A 16,249-nucleotide genomic window follows, 5' to 3' on the forward strand; every position below is an offset into this window, starting at 1 on the left:
AACAAGAACCAAAAAAAAAGCCCTATCGAAATCCGATAGGGCTTTTTTCATTGCCGCGACCTGGGTGTTACCGCCCGATGGCCCGTGCTGCATCCGCAGTGTACTGGTCCGGCGTGAATTTGCCTTCGTTGAGGATCGGACCTTTCTTCGCCTCGTTGGTCATGCCGTAGCCGGTGTATTGGCCGGAGTTCAAGTCCATGAAGAACTGCGAACCAGCCTGCCAGCCACTCATGTCAGGATGGTAGTAATAGTTGACCATGGCGTGCTTCCACAGCTGCCCACGGGCATCGTAGTTGTCGGCCATCACCGCGTTCCAGGTGTCTTCGTCGATGAACAGCACGCGTTTGCCATAGACATGACGGAAGCCTTCCTTCAAGTCGGCTTCCACCACCCACACGCGGCGCAACTCGTAACGCATGAAGTCAGGGTTGGGATGATTGGGTGTCAGGAGGTCGGCATACTTGACCGTCCCGGCATTAGGCTTGAACGCGTTGGCCGGGGTATAGATCTCGCGCTTGCCGATCAGTTTCCAGGAGAAACGCTCCGGTGATCCGTTGAACAAACGGTCCTCGTCGACGGTCATGGTGCCGTTGGTGCCGATCATCGGCTGATCGTAACCATAACCGGGCAGTTGCCGCACGCGCCTCGTCGATGGGCTGTAGGACCAGGCCTGACGCGCATCGGTGCCATAGTTGTAGGGTTCATGGGCAATGCTGAGGGTGCCGTTGTCCCGGGCCGGTTTCAGGGTCATGTTGTTACTCATGGCCGAGAGTTTGTCTTCGGTGCGGGAATCGGTGGTGGGTGAGTTGGCCAACGACAGGTTGCGCGCGTAGGCACGCCCCCAGCCAATGCTGCCGTTGGGCAGGACCGAGGCCAGGTCGGAGGTTTTTTCCTCCGTGTAGGCTCGGGCCGGCAGTTGGTGGTTCCACAACACTTCCACGCCGCTTTTGGGGATCGGGAACGGCACCTGGCCAACACCGGTGAAACCGTCGCCGTCGTTGACCAGCTTGGCGTGCAACGCGTTATCCATCGCGCGGCGGCAGACGTAATCGGGATAACGAAAATCCCGATGGCCTGGGTAAATGTTCATCTTGTAGGTGGTCGGGTACTTCTTCAGCAGCGCCTTCTGGCCTTCGGTCAGGTGCGCCTCGTACTGGCTCATGTTCTGCGCGGTGATCACCAGGATCGGCTTCTCCGCCGCATAGGGATCAACTGGCTGGTCCCCGGAAAATTTCACATGGTTCCAGCCCGGTACTTCGCCCAGGTACTTGCCGGTGTAGGGTGGAATCGTGCCTTCGGCGTTGCCGGCTTGCTCGGCGCCGACACAGGTCAGCTCCTTGCCCAGCTTGGCCGCTTCCTGAGGTGACACTGCGGCGTGCGCATAAACCATCAGCCCGCTATTGGCTGTGACTGCGACCGCGAGCATGAGACCGGTTCTTGTTATTTTCATGTAATGCCTCCTACGCTGATAAGGCTGTGTGAGATGGACCCATTGTTCGTGTTCTGGCGGCCCCGACATCGTCCGGAAAGACTAAGGTGCAATCAGACGCCCAACTTTTCTTGCAGCTGTGCCTTGAGCACCTTGCCAGTGGCATTGCGTGGCAAGGGTTCAAGTACCCGATAGACCTGGGCCGGGACTTTGTAGGCGGCCAGGCGCTCGGCAATGAATGCGCAGACCTGTGCCTCCTGGGGTAGCGTCGAAGCCTGGCCGTGGACGGCCAACCCCACCGTCTCACCCAGCAGCGGGTCGGCAATGGCGAATGCCGCCGCTTCGAGGACCCCGGGCAAATCGAGGACACACGTCTCGATCTCCGCGGCAGAAATTTTCTCGCCACCACGGTTGATCAAATCCTTCACCCGGCCGGTGATGTAGAGAAACCCCTCCTCATCGAGGTAACCGATATCGCCGGTGTCGAGCCAACCGTCGTGCAGACTTTGCGCAGTGGCTTCGGGCAGGTTCCAGTAGGCGCTCATCAAGGTTGGGGAGCGCAACCAGATCACCCCACGAGTCCCGGCCACCTGCGGCTGGCCAGGGCTTTCGCCGATATGAATATCGACTATCGGGAGCGGCCAGCCAGCGGTCTGCGGCTTGTACACGAACGGATCACCACCGATGGCAGCGCCGATCCCGTTGCTTTCGGTGAGGCCGTACCCGGCACCGCCAATCACGTCAGGCTTGAGCTTGAGCATGTTGTCCAGCACCCCGGCGGACGAAGCTGCACCTCCCAGTCCAAGACCGAAGAGGCTGGCGGTGTGCTCGCCGCCAAAACGTGGCGAGGCAAGCAGTTGCTGCATCATCACCGGTGCCCCGTTGAACTGAGTGCAACGCTCATCGCGAATGAGGTCGATGGCTTGTTCGACATCCCACTTGTACATCAGCATCAAGCGCCGGCCGCCGCGCAGTGCCGACAGGAACTGCGCATGCAAGCCGCTGACATGGAACAGCGGTACTGCTGCCAATGTGGTGGGGGCAAAGCCACTGTTGATCACCACGCCGACACGCTCGGGTGAGCTCATGGCGCAAAACGCACCCTGGAAATCCAGGGCATACAGCGCCTGGCAGATTGCCCGGTGACTGGACACGGCGCCCTTGGCGCGACTGGTGGTGCCCGAGGTGTAGAGGATCAGTGCCGGCGCGTCAGGATCGATTTCCAGCGTGGGTGCCGGCAATATCGGGGCGTTGATCAAGTCTTCGAATCGCAGGCAGTACTCGGGAGAGGCAGTTTCCTGCGCCCCGACGACTATCGTGCCTCGCTGCTCACGGGCCAAATCTTCATGCAGGGTATTTAATCGTGCTTCATCACACACCAGCAGGCGCGAATCGCTGTCTTGCAGCGCGTACTGCAGTTCGTCGCGCAGCCCCCAACTGTTGAGCGGCACACACACCGCACCACAGCGCACGATCGCGGCGAACGCCACGAGCCACGCTGGCTGGTTACGCATTGCGATGGCCACGCGCTCGCCGGGCTGCAGTCCGAAACGAGCCACCATTTGCCCGGCCAGTCGATCGACCTGATCGAAGAACTGGTTGAAGGTCAGGCGTTGCGATTGCCAGACCAGGAATTCACGGTCACCGTGGACCCGACCGGCGTCGAACACCTGCGTCAAATCGCGCGCGGCGTGCCGGAAGTAACGTGGAGCGCCGTCATCGGACGTCACCACCTCAAACGGCGCACCGGGGGCGATCAGTTGTCGCCACGCGGTTTGCCAGCGTTCAATGCTCATTTGTGTATCTCCAGAACAACCGAGAGACCTGTGGCAGCGGGCTTGCCCGCGAAGAGGCCGGCACATTCAACATCTGCATCGCCTGACACTCCGTCATCGCGGGCAAGCCCGCTCCCACAGGGTGGTGAGTCGTACTCACGAGTTGGGTACACCAGGGATCCTTGTGGGAGCGAGCCTGCTCGCGAAGGGGCCGGCACATTCAACATGCCGATGGCCTGACACTCCGTCTTCGCGGGCAAGCCCGCTCCCACACGGGTTCAGGCGTGGGCGCAATAGCGTTCGCAATGGAAATCCCGATCCCCCAGGCAGCTCTGCGCCACGCGAACGCGCTTGAGGTACAGGCCGACATCGAGCTCGTCGGTAACGCCTATGCCGCCGTGCATCTGCACGGCTTCATTGGCGACCTTGAGCGCGGTGTCGCCGGCTTTCCATTTCGCCAGGCTGACCAGTCGAGCACGTGCCCGAGCGTCATGACCGGCGTCATCCAGGGTCGCCAAAGCGGCCATCAGGGCGCTGCGGCTCAGCGCAAGATCGATGTACATTTGCGCAGCGCGGTGTTGCAGCGACTGGAAAGTGCCAATCGGCGTATCGAACTGCACCCGGGTCTTGAGGTACTCCAGGGTGGTTTCGAACAGTTGCTCGGCCATCCCCAACAGCTCCGCCGCGAGGCAGGTGCGGCCGCGATCCAGTGCGGTTTCAAGCACGGCCCAACCTTCATCCAGGTTGCCCAGCAAGGCATCGCTGCCCACGCGCACCTCGTCCAGTCGCAGGCGAGCGCTGTTGCGCGAATCGATCAATCCCAAAGCGCTGACGGTCACCCCCCGGCTATCGGCCGGCACCAGGAACAGACTGATACCTTGAGTGTCGCCTGGCTGGCCGCTGGTGCGGGCCGCCACTACATAGGCATCGGCGCCCTGCCCGTCGATCACCCAGAATTTGTCGCCGTGCAGGCAATAGCCCTGTCCATCTGCCTTGGCTGCCAGGGCGATGTGGCTCGGGTTGTGGCGAGAACGTTCGTCCACGGCCAGGGCCAGGCGCTGCTCACCACCGATCACAGCTTGCAGCCAACGTGTCTGTTGCGCCTGGTTGCCCGCCAGAAGAACCAATGACCCACCGAGTACCACACTGGATAACAGCGGCGTGGCGGACAGATTGCGCCCTATGGATTCGAAGATTGGACCGAGCCCCTTGCAACCGAAATCCAGACCGCCAAAGTCTTCCGGGAAAGGAATCGCGCTCCAACCCAACTCCACGGCTTCACGCCACAGCTGCGGTTCGAAGCCAAAAGCTGCGGCCTCATCGCGCAATCGGCGCTGGGCACTGACCGGACTGCGGGCGGCGAGAAAGTCCCGGGCGCTGTCCGCCAGCAAACGCTGTTCATCGCTATAACGCAGGCTCATGCAGCAACTCCTTTTTTGGCGTCCGGCAAGCCCAGCACGCGCTTGGCGATAACGTTCAACTGGACCTCCGAGGACCCGCCGGAAATGGTCAGCGCGTAACTGTTCAACCAGGAGCGGGTCACCGCCAGTTGCTGCTCGCTGAACGCAACACTCTCCCAACCAAAGGCGTGCCCGGCCATGGCATCGAGCAGCACTTCGAACTTATCGCGCTCCTGCTCGGTGTGCACCAGTTTCATGATCGACATCAGGCCGCCGATGTCGGCGCCGGCCCGCGCCTCCTCACCCATGCGCTGCACAGTCAGGTTGTAGGCCTGTTCATTCATCGCACAGGCTGTGGCCCGGGCCTGCAGGGCATGCTCGCCCTGGGTCTGTGGCGCCGGCACGTACTCGCGCATCAACGCCAGCAGGTCGAAGTGCGACGGCAGGCTGAACTCACCGAACTTCGACATCGCCTTGCGTTCGTGCTGCAGCAGGTATTTGGCCAGAGTCCAGCCGCCGTTCAACGGCCCGATCAACTGGCTCTTGGGGACTTTCACCGCATCGAAGAACACCTGGCAAAATGCCGACTTGCCGCTGATCAAATCGATCGGCTGCGGCTTGACGCCGGGGCTGCGCATGTCCAGTACAATCAGGCTGATGCCTTCGTGTTTCGGCGCACTGAAATCGGTGCGCACCAGGGCATACATCCAGTCGGATTTGTCGCCGTAGGAGGTCCAGATCTTGCTGCCGTCGACGATGAAGTGGTCGCCTGCATCGCGAGCGGCCATTTTCAGGCTGGCCAGGTCGGAACCGGCGTTTGGTTCGGAGAACCCCTGGCACCAGCGCACTTCACCACGGGCAATGGGAGGCAGCAGATCGCGTTTCTGTTGCTCACTGCCAAACGCCAGCAGCACTGGCCCGAGCATCCAGATACCAAGGTTGATCTGTGGCGGCCGGCACTTGATGCGGCGCATCTCGCTTTCCAGCACCGCCAGTTGCTCGTCACTCAGGCCCGCGCCGCCGTATTCTTCAGGCCACTCGGGACAGAACCAGCGCTTGTCGCGCATGCGTTCAAACCACAGTCGTGCGTCTTCGCACGGAAACTGCGGGTTCTGGCTGCCCCACACGACATCGCCTTCAGCCATACCGGTGCGCATTGACAGCGGGCAGTTAGCCTCCAGCCAGGCACGCGTGTCGTGCCGAAATTGCTCGATAGTGCTCATGAAAGTCCCCTTCGACCCGCGCCGGAACCGGGCCGAGTACGTTTTTGTTGTTGATGGACCAGCGTCAGCGTTGGGTGCGCGGCATGCCGAGGCCAAACTGGGCGATCAGCTCACGCTGGATTTCATTGGTGCCACCGCCAAAGGTCAGGGTCGGTGAGCTGCGCAACTCGAATTCCAGCTCTCCCTGCAGCAGGGTCGCTGCCGAGCCACTGCGCATTGAACCGTTGGCGCCGAGGATCCCCGCCAGCTTGCGCAGGATCTCGATGGCCGACTCCGAGCCGAACACCTTGGTGGTCGAGCTCAGTGCCACGTCCATCCGATCTCGGTCCAGGTCGGCAGCAATGCGCATGTTGATCAGGCGCATCGCTTCCAGGCGCGCGTAACACTCGGCCAGCGAGCTGCGCACCCAGGCCTTGTCCATCGCTCGACGACCCTGTTCGTCACAGGCCCGCGCCCACAGATAGACCCGGCGAAACAGCGCCACGACCTTGTCCGACCAGGTGCCAAGGCCGAGGCGTTCATGGTTCAGTTGCGAGGTGATCAACTTCCAGCCGCCGTGCAACTGGCCCACCAGCATTTCGTTGGGCACCCGTACGTTGTCGTAGTAGGTGGCCGTGGTCGGAATGCTCGTGGTGGGGATCAGGGTATGAGAGAAACCCGGCGTCGTAGTGTCCACGATCAGCAGCGATATGCCTTTATGCCTCGCCTGCGTCGCATCGGTCCGGGCCGCCAGCCAAACGAAATCGGCCGATTCGGCACCTGAGGTCCACAGTTTGTTGCCATTGACCAAAAAGCCTTCGTCGTCCTGGCGGGCAGTGGTTTTGAGCACGGCCAGATCGCTGCCAGCGTCGGGTTCGGAATAACCAATGGCAAACATGATTTCACCGGCCGCGATGCCGGGCAGAAAACGTTCCTTCTGCAGCTCGCTGCCATGGGCCATCAAGGAAGGGCCGACGGTGCTGATAGTGACGAACGGCAGTGGCGCGCCGGCGATGTTGGCTTCTTCAAAGAAGATCAACTGTTCAGTGGCCGCGTAACCCTGGCCGCCGTGGGCCTTTGGCCAACCGACCGCGAGCCAGCCGTCGCGGCCCATCTGGCGGATGGTCTGGCGAAACAGATCACCGCCTTCCTTGCCCCGCAACTGGTCGCGCATGTCCGGGGTCATCAGGGCCTGGAAATAGTCCCGCACCTTGTGGCGCAGGGCATGTTGTTCGGGAGTGAGGTCAACGAACATTTGCTGCTCCTTAGGCTGCGCCGAGAATCAGGCCGCTGGTGGGTACGCCGGTGCCGGCGGTGACTAGTACGTTTTGCACATCCGCCACCTGGTTGACTGCCGTACCACGCACCTGCCGCACCGCTTCGGCGATCCCGTTCATGCCGTGGATGTAGGCCTCACCCAGTTGCCCGCCGTGGGTGTTGATGGGCAGCTTGCCGCCACGGGCGTGATGCCCGGCGCGGATGAATTCCTTGGCTTCACCCCGTTTGACGAAGCCGAACTCCTCCAGCTGTGGCAGCACGAACGGAGTGAAATGGTCGTAGATCACCGCCGTCTGGAAAGACTCCGGGCCCAGGCCTGACTGGCGATACAACTCGCGGGCCACCACGCCCATTTCCGGCAGCCCGGTGATGTCGTCGCGGTAGAACGAGGTCATGCTCTGCTGGCCGTGGCTGATGCCTTGGGAGCCAGCCTTGATGGTCACCGGTTTCTGCCGAAGGTCACGGGCGCGCTCGGCCGAGGTAATCACCATCGCCACGGCGCCGTCGGACTCCTGGCAGCAATCGAGCAAGTGCAGCGGCTCGCAGATCCAGCGCGAGGCCTGGTGTTCTTCCAGGGTGATCGGCTTGCCGTGGAAAAACGCCTGGGGATTGGTCGCCGCGAAATCCCGCGCGGCCACAGCGATCCGGCCAAAGTCTTCGCTGGTGGCGCCATAGGTGTGCATGTAGCGCTGGGCAAACATCCCGACCCAGGCTGCCGGCGTATGGAAGCCGTGGGGCATGTACCAGCCGTAGTTGACGTTGTCGAATATCGGCGAAGCTGCAAAGCCGTAGTTGCCGGTACCGAAGCGGTACCAGGAACGCTCGTTCATGGCCCGGTACACCACCACTACTTTCGCCACCCCGGTGGCTACTGCCATCGCCGCGTGCATGACCGGCCCACAGGCAGCGCCGCCGCCATGGGGCACCTGAGAGAAGAATTTGACGTCCTTGCACCCCAGCAGACGGGCAATTTCGTACTCCGGGACCTTGTCCACCGAGTAGGAGCTGAAGCCGTCTACCTCCGACGGATCGATGCCGGCATCCTTGAGCGCACTCAAGGTGGCCTCCATGGCCAGGCGCAATTCGGTGCGTCCGGAGTTCTTGGAAAATTCGGTCGCGCCCAGACCAACGATCGCGGCACGCCCGGAAATCGATGAATCAGTCATCTGTGTCTCTCCGGCTGTCAGGGCAGGACCAGCGCGACCGTGCCGGTCACGTGGTTGCCCATGGAATTTTTGCCGCTCAAAGTGATTTCCACCGAGCGGGTGTCCGCATCGACTGCGCTGACGCTGCCACTGAACGTCATGCAGTCGCCGGGATAATTCGGTGCGCCGAGTTTGATTTTCAGTGCGCTGAATTGCGCCAGCGGCCCGGCCCACTGTTCGATGAATCGCTGCACCAGGCCATTGGTGGTGAGGATGTTCATGAACACGTGGGGCGAACCCAGGGCTCGGGCCGCCTCCGCGTCGTGGTGACCGGGAAAGTAGTCACGGGTGGCAATCGCACCACCGTTGATCAGGGTCACCGTGATCGGCACCGCAAGCTGCGGCAGTACTTCGCCGGGGCGCACGTCTTCAAAGCGCTTGGTGTTCTTCGAGGTCATATTTCCATCCCAGCTTGTCGTTATCGTTGAGCCAGTCGCCCAGGCGTTCCAGGTTTGCCGCCGAGCCACCCAAGGCAAGGGACAAGCCGCGACTCCAGTAGAGAAAACGGTGGATCGGGTACGTCAGGTCGACGCCGATGCCGCCATGTACGTGCTGCGCGGTGTGGCCAATGCGGTGTCCCGCTTCACAGGCCAGCCAGGCAGTGGCCAGCGCTTCACTGGGCGCCTGCATATCGGCATCGATGCGATAGACCAGTTGCCACAAGGTCGTACGCAAGGCTTCGACGGCGATATGGGTATCGGCCATGCTCATCTGCACCGCCTGGAAGCTGCCGATGACGCGTTCGAACTGCCGACGCTCGCTGACGTAGGCCACGGTGCGGCGGATCTGCTCTTCGCTGACACCCAGCTGCAAGGACGCCAATGCCGCGGTGCAGCGAAGTTCAAGCCAGGCGACAGCTTCAGCCGGTAACAGCGCGGTGGCGCTCACGGTCAAACCCTGGATGTGTAAGTCGGCCACCGCTTCGCCGTGGGTCAGCACCGCCGACACCCTTTGTATCTCGGGCGCCGAAAGGTCGAGCAGCAGCAAGCGCGGCTGGTTTTCTGCTTCTACCAACACCAGCGCTGCCTGGGACTGATCACCCAACGCCAAGGCTGCAACCCGGCCGTCGATCAACCAGCCGTCGGCGCAAGCACGGGCTCGCAGTTCGATGCCGAGCGCACTGCTCAAACCATCGACAGACAGACTCAGCAGCACCTCGCCGGATGCCGCCCTGGCAACCCACCCTCCATTGTTGGCGGCGTCAAACCGGGCCAGGGTCGCAGCCGCCAATTGATGACGCCACAAGGGCACCTGGGCCAGGGCCTTACCCTGGGCTTGCAGCACCAGCATCAACTCAGTCATGCCCAGGCCGCTGCCACCGTGCTCTTCGGGGATGGCCAAGGCATGCAGGCCGGTCTCGACACACAACGTCCACAACGGCGCCATCATCGCCTCGCCGCTGGTGTCCCACTGGCGCATGTAGTCATCATGGCAATGGTCGACAAACAGGCCGTCGGCCATTTGCGCAATGGCGCGCTGGTCTTCGCTCAATTCGAAATCCATGGTGGCTCCTATGCCTCTACCGGCCGGAATAACGGCAGGGTCTGTTGGTCATCGAAGGACTGGAACTCGACCTGCAAACGCTGGCCGATCTGCAGTTGCTCGCGCTCGATGCCGACCAGCCCGGCGATCAGGCGCACACCCTCTTCGAGTTCTATCAGGCCGATCGGGTTGGGGTAATCGAACGGAGGCACTTCGGGGTAGTGCATCACCACGAATGAATACAAGCTGGCGCGACCACTGGCCTGCAGGGTGTCCCAGTCGAAGCTGTGACACTGGATGCAAACGGGTGCCGGTGGATGGCGCAGGGTCTGGCAGGCCGTGCAGCGCTGGATCAACAACTGCCCCTTCTCGCAGCCTTCCCAGAAAAACCGCGTGTCGTCGCTGATTCCTGGCAACGGACGCTTGGCCTTGACCGGTGCCGCTTCCACCTTGGCTGGAGCCTGGGCGTTTGCCGCACGGAACTTGAATACGCGAAACAGCAACTCGCCCACCGGCTCGTCGCCGCCGGCTTTTTCCACGAAGTGGCTCATTATCAGAGTGACGAAGAAGCCGGTGCCCAAGGCGGTGGTTTTCTCATCGCCAACTGAATCCAGGCGCGTGGTGTAGTAGAGTTTTTCGCCCAGACGCAGCGGGCGAGTGAAGCTCAGCTCGGAGTTCACCGCCACCGTGGAGGCATAGCCGTAGGCTTCCATTTCCTTGAGCACCTCGTAAGGGTTCTCAGTGGTGGAACCAGGCGGATAGTTGTTGGCGTGCAGGCCTTCCATGGTCCATACCTGCAACATCGCAGGCGGCGCGATCAGGCCCTCATGTTCGGTACCCAAGGCGAAGCCCGGGTCGGTGTACAGCGGGTTGTCCACGCCCATGACTTCGCACCACTGGCGAATCATCGGGGCATTGACCTCGTCCCAGGCATACACCCGGCCGTACTGGCGCCCCACCAGGGCGCGCACATTGGATAGCAGTTGTGGATCAGCCAAAGTCGTCTCCTTCACATTGAAGGCGGCTACCGAACCCGGTCGCCGCATTAGGTCGATCAGGTGGGCAGAACTTGCGCAGCACCGAGAAACGCCGGGCGTTCACCACCGCCATGCAGCAACAGGTTGCAACCGCTGGCGTAACTGGCCAGCGGTGATGCGATGTAGAGGCATGCGTTGGCAATGTCCTCGGCCACCGCCATGCGTGCAGCCGGGATTCCGGCAGAGACAGCATCGATACCGGCCTGCGTGCCGTAGTGCAGATGCGCCTGCTCGGTCAGCACCAGCCCCGGGCTGACTGTAACCACCCGCACCTTGGGGCCCCACTCCACCGCCAACGATTGCACCAACGCCAGCACGCCGGCCTTCGCCGCGCCATAAGCGGCCGTACCTGGCGAGGAACGCAGTGCACTGATGCTGCCGATAAAAATGATGCAACCACCCTGCACCTGTGCCTGCATCAGGCGATTGGCGTGCTGGGCGACGTTGAGCGGCGCGATGAGATTCAGCCCGATGATGCTTTCATGAAATCTGGGCGAGGCCGTGGCGGCGTCGGCGGCAGGACTGCCGCCGGCGTTGTTGACCACCACATCGAGGCGTCCGAAATCTCGCTCGATGGTGGCGAACAGTCGTTGCAGGGAATCCTGGTCACGTACATCGGCGGCAATGAAGGTCGCGTGCTTGCCTCCCGCTGTCGGCACCTGCTCAGGTTCGCGCCGGGCACAGACAATCACCCGTGCGTTCGCGGCCAGAAATCCCTGCGCGATACCAGCGCCGATGCCCTTGGTGCCACCGGTGATCAGCACCACCTTGCCGCTGTAATCAAGACCCGAATGCAGCTCCATCATGTGCTCCTTTTCTACTGACAAGAGCCACTCTAGGGACGAACCGCAGGCCAAACTACGTCTGAACGGACGATGAAAATTCAGCGCCGTGAACAGGACACTGGCGCCATTGACACCCTCTCAGGTCTTCGAGAATGCCCATGCCCGACTCATCTGCTGCACCGGTTCTGCTCGAACGCCCGCTGCCCGGCGTCGCCCTGCTGCGGCTCAACCGCCCCCAGGCGACCAACGCCTTGAGCCTGGAATTGCAGGCGCTGCTGTCGCGCTATTTCAGCCAGCTGGCAATTGATCCCGAGGTGCGGTGCATCGTCCTTACGGGCGGTGACAAGGTGTTCGCTGCCGGTGGCGACATCACCAGCATGGCCGGGGTCGGCCCTATCGATATCTACAAGCGCCACACCGAGCGGGTCTGGGGGCCGATCCAGCACTGTCCAAAACCCGTGATTGCGGCCGTCTGCGGCTACGCCTACGGCGGTGGTTGCGAACTGGCGATGCACGCCGACCTGATCGTCGCCGGGCGCAGCGCGCGCTTCTGCCAACCGGAAATCCGTATCGGCATCATGCCGGGCATCGGTGGCACCCAACGGCTGGTGCGGGCGGTAGGCAAGGTCAAGGCGATGCGCATGGCACTCACCGGGCAACCGATCAGTGCCGAGGAAGCCTGGGTAGCCGGGCTGGTCAGCGACCTGGTGGACGATGACCAGGTCCAGGCCCACGCCCTGGAGCTGGCTCGAGTCATTGCGGCGATGCCGGCGTTGGCCGCCGAGCAGATCAAGGAGGTGATCCTCGCCGGCATGGACGCCCCGCTGGAAGCCGGCCTGGCGCTGGAACGCAAGGCCAATGCCCTGCTGTTTGCGTCACGGGATCAGAAGGAAGGCATGCAGGCATTTATCGACAAGCGTCCGGCCCGGTTCGAGGGGTACTAGACGCTCGTCTGCCGGGCTCAGTTCTGCAGCGCTTGCGATCCCCCGTAGGAGCTGCCGCAGGCTGCGATCTTTTGATCTTTCATTCGGCCCAAGCAATCCGATCCAGCGCCCGGTTCTCTGTCAGCTCGAAGATTAAAAAATCAAAAGATCGCAGCCTGCGGCAGCTCCTACAGAGTGAGCCCTGGGGTCTCCTGTGCGTGGGTGCTTTGCGGTTGCTGGTTGTGTGCGCGGACGACGGCGGCACCGGCTCGACGGCCAGAGAACACGCAGTCCGCCAGGGACAGGCCACTGATGTACAGGTGCGACGGTATGCCCAGGGCGCTGCGTCCGGCGGCGTACAAGCCGCTGATCACCTGGCCTTGCTCGTCCAGCACCGCGCCGCTGCGCTCATCCACGCGCAATCCACCCAGGGTCAGGGCGCCCAAGGGAAATACCGGATTGGTCACGGAGATATCGCAGGCATAGAACGGCCCTTGTTCAAGCACCTGGCGCCCACCCTCGGACTTGCCGAAAGGCTCCGGCGCCTCGCCACGGGCGGCGGCGTTGGCGGCCAGCACAGAGTCGCGCAGCACGGTGGGGTTCATGGACGTCGCACTGGCCAGCTCAGTCAGGCTCTTGCCCTTGCGCACCTTGAACAACATCAGGGCCAGCGCCGGAAAACTCTGGAACCACCAGTAGCCGCCGAACAGTGCTTCGCGGATGGCTTTCTTGCGCAACGGCGCATCCAGCACCAGCCATGCCTTGCCCCCCTGCTCTTCCATCAAGGGCTGGCCGAGGGTGGCGCCGTAGACTTCTTCGTTGCAGAAGCGCAGCCCCTCGCGGTTGACCACGATGCCTTTGTGCCAACTGTACGGCGGGTTGATGAAGCGCCACGCCGATACCCGCTCAAGCCCAGCCCCCTGACCACCGACACTGGCACCCAGGCGCAAGCCGCTGCCATCGCAGCCGGTGGCGCCGACCTTGAAATTGCGCCGGAACTTCGGCGCGTGCTGTTCGAGCAATTGGCGGTTGAAGATGAAGCCACCAGTGCTCAGGATCACCCCGTGGAGCGCTCGCACCCGGCGAGGCTTGGCGAAATCCCGTTCCAGTTGGCAGACCTTCTTGCGCAGTGTGTTGCAATAGCCAGGGACGAAGTTCTGCAGACGTTCGGCGCGGGCGGACAGTCGGGCATGCAAGTGGGCGTGCTTGCTGCCTTTGGGCATGCACCAAAACTCGGCACCCAGTACCTGCCCCTGGGCATCGGTCACCAGTCGTCGCGCCGCCGCCTGCAACAGCGTTCTCGCTCCGGCCTTCAGGCACGCTGCTTTCAGGTGGGAAAAAAGTACCGCCCCGCCCTGCCCCTTGCCCACGGTGCGATGCCCTCGTGGTGCAGGCGGCAAGGGGCCGCCGTGGTCAGGCACCAATTCGTTACCCGAGTAATAGAGGAAGTAGCCGTCGGGGGGATACGAAGTCTTTCCCCCGCCCGGTGGCATCTGGTGGGCGTAGGGCGCGCCGTGGCTTTCCAGCCACTGGAGGTTGCTCACGCTGTCGGCGCAGAAGCGCCGCAGCGTATCATCGCTGACTACGGAGCGGGTTTCGTGCTTGAGGTAGTCGAACATGGCTTGGGGGCTGTCGTTGAACCCCGCCGCCTGTTGATGGCGCGTGCCGCCACCGGCATAGACCACCCCGCCGCTTTTGGCGCTGGCACCGCCGCCGGTGAAGCGGTCGGCGATCAGCACGTCGGCACCCTCGGCCCGAGCTTCAAGCGCCGCGCAGGCACCGGCAGCACCCCAGCCAACGACCAGTACATCGCATTGTTCGTCCCAGGTTACGCTGTTGCCATCGGCCACCTGCAAGGGTGGCATTACCTCGGTGCTGGGGACGTTATCGGACATTGACATCACGCCTCCGGCAACTGACGGGCCAAGTGGTTGGCGGCGACATAACCAAAGGTCATCGCCGGCCCCAGGGTGCCACCGGCTCCAGGGTAGCTGGTGCCCATCACCGAGGCAGAGCAGTTGCCAATGGCGTACAAGCCGGCGATGGTCGAACCGTCATCGCGCACCACCTGGGCATGTTCGTTGGTCAACAGACCGCCCTTGGTGCCGATGTCACCGGCGTCCAGGCGCATGGCGTAGTAAGGGCCTTTACGCAGCGGCGCCAGGCAAGGGTTGGGCTTGATGTTGCAGTCGCCGTAATAGCGGTCGAAGACATTGCCGCCACGGGCAAAGTCGATGTCCACACCGCTTTCTGCGTAGCCGTTGACCTTGGCCACGGTGGCTTCCAGGCCAGCACCGTCGACGCCGATCTGCCGGGCCAGGCCGCTCAGGGTGTCGGCTTTCCAGTACAGGTTGTTGAGCCACTCTTTGCGCAGTCGGCTATCGGGCATGACCTGACCAGGCATCAATGGCCCCATGGCGTAGTTGAAACGGAAGTGCGCGTCGAAGATCACCCAGGCCGGCACCGATCTCCCGTCGGTACTCTGGTTGTCCCGATGCATGGCGTCGACGAACTCCAGATACGGTGCCGCTTCGTTGACAAAGCGCTGCCCCAGACCGTTGACCACGATAGCGCCGGGGAACGCACGCTCAGCGAAGATCCCCCGGGGCTTGTCCTCTCCCGGCACGGCAATGGTCGGTGCCCACCAGGCCCAATCCATCAACGCGGTGGCGGCGCCTTGCGCCATGCCGGCTTCGAGGGCGGCCCCGGTGTTGTTGCCAGGCGGTGTCGCGCTCCAGGCCTTGCGGGTCGGCTTGGGCAAGTACTTGTCGCGCAGCGCCTGATTCTGTTCAAAGCCACCCGAGCCAAGGATCACCCCCAGGCGCGCCTGCAATTGCAGCTCGGCACCGTCACGCATCACCGTGACACCGCTGACCCGACCGTTTTCGGTGACCAGGCCACAGAAATCGGTGTTGAGCCAAAGCGGAACATTGCGGTCCATCAGCGAGCGGCGCAGGGAGGCCACCAGCGAACTTCCCAGGGATGCACGGCGATCCATCTTGCTTTTGCGTCGCCATTTGAAGTCCAGCTTGTAGCGCAGCATCAGCTTCATGATCAGCAAGCGCCAGCCGAAACTACGGGCCATGGCTTTGTGTGCATCGCGCGCAGTCCAGGCGATGCGCCCCATCAGCAGGGTTGAAGGCGACGGTTTGCGCAGGTTCGCGAGTTCTTCGCCCAACAGGCTGGTATCGAAAAACTCCGGGTCCAGTGTTCGTCCACCGGCCAGTGCCCCGGGCAGGTGTGGATAGTAATCAGGGTATTTCGCCGCCACCGCGTAGCGCACCCGGCTTATACGGGTGAGCTGTTCAATCATCTTCGGCGCGTTGTCCAGGTATGCGCGCAAGCGCGTTTCATCGACATGCTCGCCCGCCGCCGCTTGCAGATAGGTCAGGGCCGTTGCGTAGCTGTCATTGCCGTTCATGCGTGCGAAATAGTGGTTGTTCGGAATCCAGATACCGCCGCCGGAGATCGCCGACGTGCCGCCGTACTGGTCGCTTTTCTCCAGTACCAGCACACGTATACCCTGGTCAGCGAGAAACACCGCCGAAGTCATCGCACCTGCGCCCGAACCGACGACGATCACGTCATAGTGGGTCTGAGACTGAACTTGAGCCGTCATTGTTGTTATGCCATTAGCTGAGGTCAGGAAGAAACCGCCGACCACGCAGGGTGCGCTGGCGGAGTGCAGCCCATGATCAGGGCTGCGGGTGGATTGGCTCATCGTCAAATTGGA

13 protein-coding genes are annotated in these 16,249 nt (G+C 62.5%); 1 reads left to right on the forward strand and 12 read right to left on the reverse strand.

The window, feature by feature from the left end; all coding sequences use genetic code 11:
* Positions 1 to 67: 67 nt before the first annotated feature.
* The 10 genes from EQV97_RS04230 to EQV97_RS04275 form a co-directional block, all read right to left on the reverse strand.
* On the reverse strand, positions 68 to 1,450 hold the full coding sequence (locus tag EQV97_RS04230; protein WP_205896046.1) for a DUF1329 domain-containing protein: 1,383 nt from the start codon (positions 1,448 to 1,450) through the stop codon (positions 68 to 70).
* Between the two features lie 92 nt (positions 1,451 to 1,542).
* Positions 1,543 to 3,225, reverse strand: a complete 1,683-nt coding sequence (locus EQV97_RS04235) for a class I adenylate-forming enzyme family protein (RefSeq protein WP_240888485.1) — start codon at positions 3,223 to 3,225, stop codon at positions 1,543 to 1,545.
* Between the two features lie 257 nt (positions 3,226 to 3,482).
* A complete protein-coding gene (locus EQV97_RS04240) occupies positions 3,483 to 4,625 on the reverse strand; it encodes an acyl-CoA dehydrogenase (RefSeq protein WP_240888486.1) in 1,143 nt (380 codons plus the stop codon).
* Positions 4,622 to 5,827 (reverse strand): acyl-CoA dehydrogenase family protein, encoded by a 1,206-nt coding sequence (locus tag EQV97_RS04245; protein ID WP_240888487.1) that lies wholly within the window; start codon positions 5,825 to 5,827, stop codon positions 4,622 to 4,624. The genes EQV97_RS04240 and EQV97_RS04245 overlap by 4 nt, the downstream gene beginning before the upstream one ends.
* Positions 5,828 to 5,891: 64 nt before the next feature.
* Positions 5,892 to 7,061, reverse strand: coding sequence for an acyl-CoA dehydrogenase family protein (locus EQV97_RS04250; RefSeq protein WP_122839812.1), 1,170 nt, complete (start codon positions 7,059 to 7,061; stop codon positions 5,892 to 5,894).
* Positions 7,062 to 7,071: 10 nt separating this feature from the next.
* Positions 7,072 to 8,250 carry a lipid-transfer protein gene (locus EQV97_RS04255; RefSeq protein WP_122839811.1) on the reverse strand — a complete coding sequence of 393 codons (1,179 nt, stop codon included), beginning with the start codon at positions 8,248 to 8,250 and terminating at the stop codon, positions 7,072 to 7,074.
* A 17-nt stretch (positions 8,251 to 8,267) separates the two neighbouring features.
* Positions 8,268 to 8,687, reverse strand: a complete 420-nt coding sequence (locus EQV97_RS04260; protein ID WP_045058550.1) for a MaoC family dehydratase — start codon at positions 8,685 to 8,687, stop codon at positions 8,268 to 8,270.
* Positions 8,659 to 9,792 (reverse strand): acyl-CoA dehydrogenase family protein, encoded by a 1,134-nt coding sequence (locus EQV97_RS04265; RefSeq protein WP_240888488.1) that lies wholly within the window; start codon positions 9,790 to 9,792, stop codon positions 8,659 to 8,661. Before EQV97_RS04265 ends, EQV97_RS04260 begins: the two co-directional genes overlap by 29 nt.
* An 8-nt stretch (positions 9,793 to 9,800) precedes the next feature.
* Positions 9,801 to 10,769: an OB-fold domain-containing protein gene (locus tag EQV97_RS04270; RefSeq protein ID WP_122839922.1), complete on the reverse strand. Its 969-nt coding sequence runs from the start codon at positions 10,767 to 10,769 to the stop codon at positions 9,801 to 9,803.
* A gap of 56 nt (positions 10,770 to 10,825) precedes the next feature.
* Complete coding sequence (locus tag EQV97_RS04275; protein ID WP_122839809.1) at positions 10,826 to 11,611, reverse strand: SDR family oxidoreductase; 786 nt, start codon at positions 11,609 to 11,611, stop codon at positions 10,826 to 10,828.
* 140 nt (positions 11,612 to 11,751) lie between these two features.
* Here EQV97_RS04275 and EQV97_RS04280 point away from each other — a divergent pair, with 140 nt between their 5' ends.
* Positions 11,752 to 12,537 carry an enoyl-CoA hydratase gene (locus EQV97_RS04280; protein WP_240888489.1) on the forward strand — a complete coding sequence of 262 codons (786 nt, stop codon included), beginning with the start codon at positions 11,752 to 11,754 and terminating at the stop codon, positions 12,535 to 12,537.
* Between the two features lie 167 nt (positions 12,538 to 12,704).
* Here EQV97_RS04280 and EQV97_RS04285 read toward each other — a convergent pair whose 3' ends face one another.
* On the reverse strand, positions 12,705 to 14,417 hold the full coding sequence (locus EQV97_RS04285) for an FAD-binding protein (RefSeq protein ID WP_240888490.1): 1,713 nt from the start codon (positions 14,415 to 14,417) through the stop codon (positions 12,705 to 12,707).
* Entirely contained in the window at positions 14,417 to 16,135 is a 1,719-nt protein-coding gene (locus EQV97_RS04290) for an FAD-binding protein (RefSeq protein ID WP_122839806.1), read from the reverse strand. The genes EQV97_RS04285 and EQV97_RS04290 overlap by 1 nt, the downstream gene beginning before the upstream one ends.
* Between the last annotated feature and the right edge of the window lie 114 nt (positions 16,136 to 16,249).

Origin of the sequence: Pseudomonas sp. TMW22090, from assembly GCF_022496665.1 — a bacterium.
Lineage (GTDB): Bacteria > Pseudomonadota > Gammaproteobacteria > Pseudomonadales > Pseudomonadaceae > Aquipseudomonas > Aquipseudomonas gregormendelii.